The following is a 3,863-nucleotide window of genomic DNA, read 5'->3' on the forward strand; positions in this document are numbered from 1 at the left end:
GTGGGGACCAGGACGCCGGGGGGAAGCTGGCAGCGGGGCGGACGGGCGGCAAGCCCGTCGCCCCCCTCAGCACGCCCGGCCTACCCGTGACCGCGACCGCCGACAGCGCCGACGCACCCGCCCTGGTGGGCTCGGCGGACGGCCGTTTCGCACCCGGCTGGACGGTCCAGCAGACAACCGCCGTGAGCGCGGGTGCGGGCCGCGGCCTGCAGGGGCTGTCATGTACCGCTCCGGGCACCTCCTTCTGGCTCCCCGGCGCGAGCACGGCCGAGGAGCGGCAGGACGCCGTCCATCTGACCAACCCGGACAGCACCGGCGCGGTCGTCGACCTGGACCTGTACGGCAAGGACGGCAAAGTGAAGACACCGGGAGGCGGGGGAGAGGGCATCACCGTTCCGCCGCGCTCCACCGTGCAGGTCCTGCTGTCCACCCTGACCGACGAGCCGGCCACCAATCTGACGCTGCGGGTGGTCGCCCGCAACGGCCGGGTGGGCGCCTTCGTGCACGCGGTGGACGAGAAGTCGGGCGGCGACTGGCTGCCCGCCGCGGGCGACGCGGCGCCGGAGGCCGTCCTGCCCGGCATCCCCGGCGACGCGACCTCCGTCCGGCTGGTCGCCTTCGCGCCGGGCGGCCAGGACGCCGACCTGAAGGTCCGGCTGGCCGGCCCCTCGGGTGCGATCAGCCCCGCCGGGCACGAGACGCTGCATCTGAAGGCCGGGATGACCACAGCGGTCGACCTGCGCGACCTCACCCAGGGCGAGACGGGCTCCCTGGTGCTCTCCCCGGCCGAGAGCGCCGAGGACGCCACCCCCGTGGTCGCCGCGGTGCGCGTCACCCGGGGCAAGGGCGCGAACCAGGAGACCGCGTTCATCCCGTCCACCGCACCCGTCAGCGACCGGGCCGGCGTCGCGGGCAACGGCGCGCGGGACTCCGAGCTGGCGCTCACGGCGACGGACAAGGACGCGAAGGTCCGGGTGACCGCCTCGTCGGGCGCCGGCGGGGGCAGCCCCCGCAGCACCACCGTCACGGTCAAGGCGCACACCACCAAGTCCTTCGCACCGCCGCGTCCGCAGGGCGGCAAGGGCCGCTACGCGGTGACGGTCGAGCCGAGGTCGGGCGGCCCCGTGTACGCCTCCCGCACCCTCACCCAGCGGATGGACGGCGTCCCCGCCTTCACGGTGCAGACGCTCCCCGACGACCGCAGCACGGTCGCCGTCCCCCGCTCCTCCGAGGACCTGTCGATCCTGACCGACGAGTGACGGGCAGGGCCCTGTCGGGGCGGGCCCTCAGTCCTGTCCGTACCGGGGGTCGACGGACTCCGGCGCGAGCCCCAGCAGTTCGGCGACCTGCTCCACCACGACCTCGTGCACCAGCAGCGCCCGCTCGTCCCGCGACCTGGTCCGGATCTCGACCGGCCGCCGGTAGACGACGACCCGGTCCGGCCGGCTGCCGTCCCCCTCCGCGACCGTACCGAGCGGAACCCCGTCGTCACTCTCGGGCAGCTCGCCGTTGTCCGCGCGGGGCACCTCCTGCACGGCGAACTCCACGCTTGTGAGCTGCGGCCAGCGCCGCTCCAGACGGTTCACGGAGTCGCGGACCAGATCGTCGAACGCCTCGCCCCTGCTGACCGCGAGCGGCACCTGGGGCGGTGCCACGGGGCCGCGCATACCACGGCCGTGCCGGTCTCTGTTACGGGGCCGCTGGTCGGATTTGTGCGTCTCCGACTGGTGCGGCGGTACGGGGCTGCTCATCACACCTGAGCGTAGCCCTCCCCGGGCCACGTGCGGGGGACGCCGCAGGCCGGGGGGCGGCCCCCGGGCTTCCGCCACGCCTTTCAGCAGATCAGGCGTTCCGGGCGAACCGGGACGACACGGCTGGGTGACGCCAGGGTGAGTCGTCGCAGCCCGCTCAAGAGTGCGGTACGGTCCATCGTCGTGAGCCCTGTACGCCGCTGTTCGCGCACCGCCTGCGGTCGTCCCGCCGTCGCGACGCTGACGTACGTCTACGCGGACTCGACGGCCGTCCTCGGCCCGCTCGCCACCTACGCCGAGCCGCACTGCTACGACCTGTGCGCCGAACACTCCGAGCGGCTGACCGCGCCGCGCGGCTGGGAGGTCGTCCGGCTCGCCATCGACGCGGCCTCGTCGCGCCCCAGCGGCGACGACCTCGAAGCACTCGCCAACGCCGTGCGTGAGGCGGCCCGTACGCCCCGTCAGGAGCCTTCCGCGGGGGCGGCATCGCCGGACTCCCCCGGCGGCCCGGCGGGGCGCGACACGGACCCCATGGAGGTGGCCAGGCGCGGCCATCTGCGGGTGCTGCGCTCCCCGGAGTCCTGACCGGCCCCTCCGGGGCGCTTCCCGCCGCCCGGACTGTTTCCCCCACGTTCCCCCGCGCTCGGAAATCTCACAGCCCACCCGGGTAGATTTGGTGCCCCGTTGACCATCCCATCCATTGTGGACACCCAGGAGAGGGCTGACCGTGGCTGATCTGTCGGAGCTCGTGAAGGCGTACGACGTGCGCGGCGTGGTGCCGGACCAGTGGGACGAGGCGCTCGCCGAGCTGTTCGGTGCGGCCTTCGTCCAGGTGACGGGCGCCAGCGCCGTCGTCGTCGGCCACGACATGCGCCCCTCTTCGCCTGGGCTGGCGCGGGCCTTCGGGCAGGGGGCGGCCGGACAGGGCGCCGACGTGACGGAGATCGGGCTGTGCTCGACGGACCAGCTCTACTTCGCGAGCGGCCGACTGGACCTGCCGGGTGCCATGTTCACCGCGAGCCACAACCCCGCGCGCTACAACGGCATCAAGATGTGCCGGGCCGGAGCGGCGCCCGTCGGCCAGGACACCGGGCTGAGCGAGATCCGCGCACTGGTCGAGCAGTGGTCGGCCGAGGGCGGCGCGCCCCGCGCCGACCGGCAACGAGGCACCCTCGCGCAGCGGGACATGCTGGCCGACTACGCCGACTATCTGCGCTCCCTGGTGGACCTCACCGCCATCCGCCCGCTGAAGGTCGTCGTCGACGCGGGCAACGGCATGGGCGGGCACACCGTTCCGACCGTCTTCGAGGGCCTGCCCCTCGAACTGGACGCCCTCTACTTCGAACTGGACGGCACGTTCCCCAACCACGAGGCCAATCCGCTCGACCCGAAGAACATCGTCGACCTCCAGCACCGCGTCCGCGAGACGGGCGCCGACCTCGGCCTGGCCTTCGACGGGGACGCCGACCGCTGCTTCGTGGTGGACGAGAAGGGCGACCCCGTCGCGCCGTCCGCCATCACCGCCCTGGTGGCGGCGCGCGAACTGGCCGGGTCACCCGGAGCCACGGTGATCCACAACCTGATCACCTCCTGGTCGGTGCCGGAAGTCGTCAGGGAGAACGGCGGGACTCCCGTCCGCACCCGCGTGGGGCACTCCTTCATCAAGGAGGAGATGGCCAGGACCGGCGCGATCTTCGGCGGCGAGCACTCGGCGCACTACTACTTCCGCGACTTCTGGAACGCCGACACGGGCATGCTCGCCGCCCTCCACGTGCTGGCCGCGCTCGGCGAGCAGGACGGCACGCTCTCCGCGCTGGTCGCCCGCTACGACCGCTACGCCTCGTCCGGCGAGATCAACAGCACGGTCGACGACCAGGCGGGCCGCGCGGCCGCCGTCGAGGCGGCGTACGCGGACCGGGACGACACGGAGCTGGACCGGCTGGACGGCCTCACCGTCACCGGCCCCGACTGGTGGTTCAACCTGCGCGCCTCCAACACCGAGCCGCTCCTCCGCCTGAACGTCGAGGCCCGCGACGCCGGGACGGTCGCCCGGATCCGGGACGAGGTCCTGTCCGTCGTGCGCGCGTGACCCTCCGGACCCCCGCCCCTGTC

At 73.6% G+C, this 3,863-nt stretch carries 4 protein-coding genes; 3 read left to right on the forward strand and 1 reads right to left on the reverse strand.

Annotated elements, in window-relative coordinates; translation table 11 throughout:
* Window positions 1-1,259, forward strand: a 1,259-nt coding sequence (locus G5C65_RS33045; protein ID WP_165302756.1) for a DUF5719 family protein, incomplete at its 5' end; no start/stop codon positions are given.
* 27 nt (window positions 1,260-1,286) lie between these two features.
* Here the strand turns inward: G5C65_RS33045 and G5C65_RS33050 are convergent.
* Window positions 1,287-1,751: a metallopeptidase family protein gene (locus G5C65_RS33050; RefSeq protein WP_165302757.1), complete on the reverse strand. Its 465-nt coding sequence runs from the start codon at window positions 1,749-1,751 to the stop codon at window positions 1,287-1,289.
* A gap of 183 nt (window positions 1,752-1,934) precedes the next feature.
* On the opposite strand from G5C65_RS33050, the gene G5C65_RS33055 reads away from it, so the two are divergent.
* Both G5C65_RS33055 and G5C65_RS33060 read left to right on the forward strand, forming a co-directional pair.
* Complete coding sequence (locus G5C65_RS33055; RefSeq protein ID WP_165302758.1) at window positions 1,935-2,336, forward strand: DUF3499 family protein; 402 nt, start codon at window positions 1,935-1,937, stop codon at window positions 2,334-2,336.
* A 142-nt stretch (window positions 2,337-2,478) separates the two neighbouring features.
* Window positions 2,479-3,840, forward strand: a complete 1,362-nt coding sequence (locus tag G5C65_RS33060) for a phosphomannomutase/phosphoglucomutase (RefSeq protein ID WP_165302759.1) — start codon at window positions 2,479-2,481, stop codon at window positions 3,838-3,840.
* Window positions 3,841-3,863: the final 23 nt, after the last annotated feature.

It is taken from the genome of Streptomyces boncukensis (genome assembly GCF_011045075.1).
GTDB classification, from domain to species: Bacteria; Actinomycetota; Actinomycetes; order Streptomycetales; family Streptomycetaceae; genus Streptomyces; species Streptomyces boncukensis.

Coding starts and splice junctions, on each gene's coding strand:
- G5C65_RS33050 (WP_165302757.1), bottom strand. CDS start 1,751: ATGAGCAGCCCCGTACCGCCGCACCAGTCGGAGACGCACAAATCCGAC.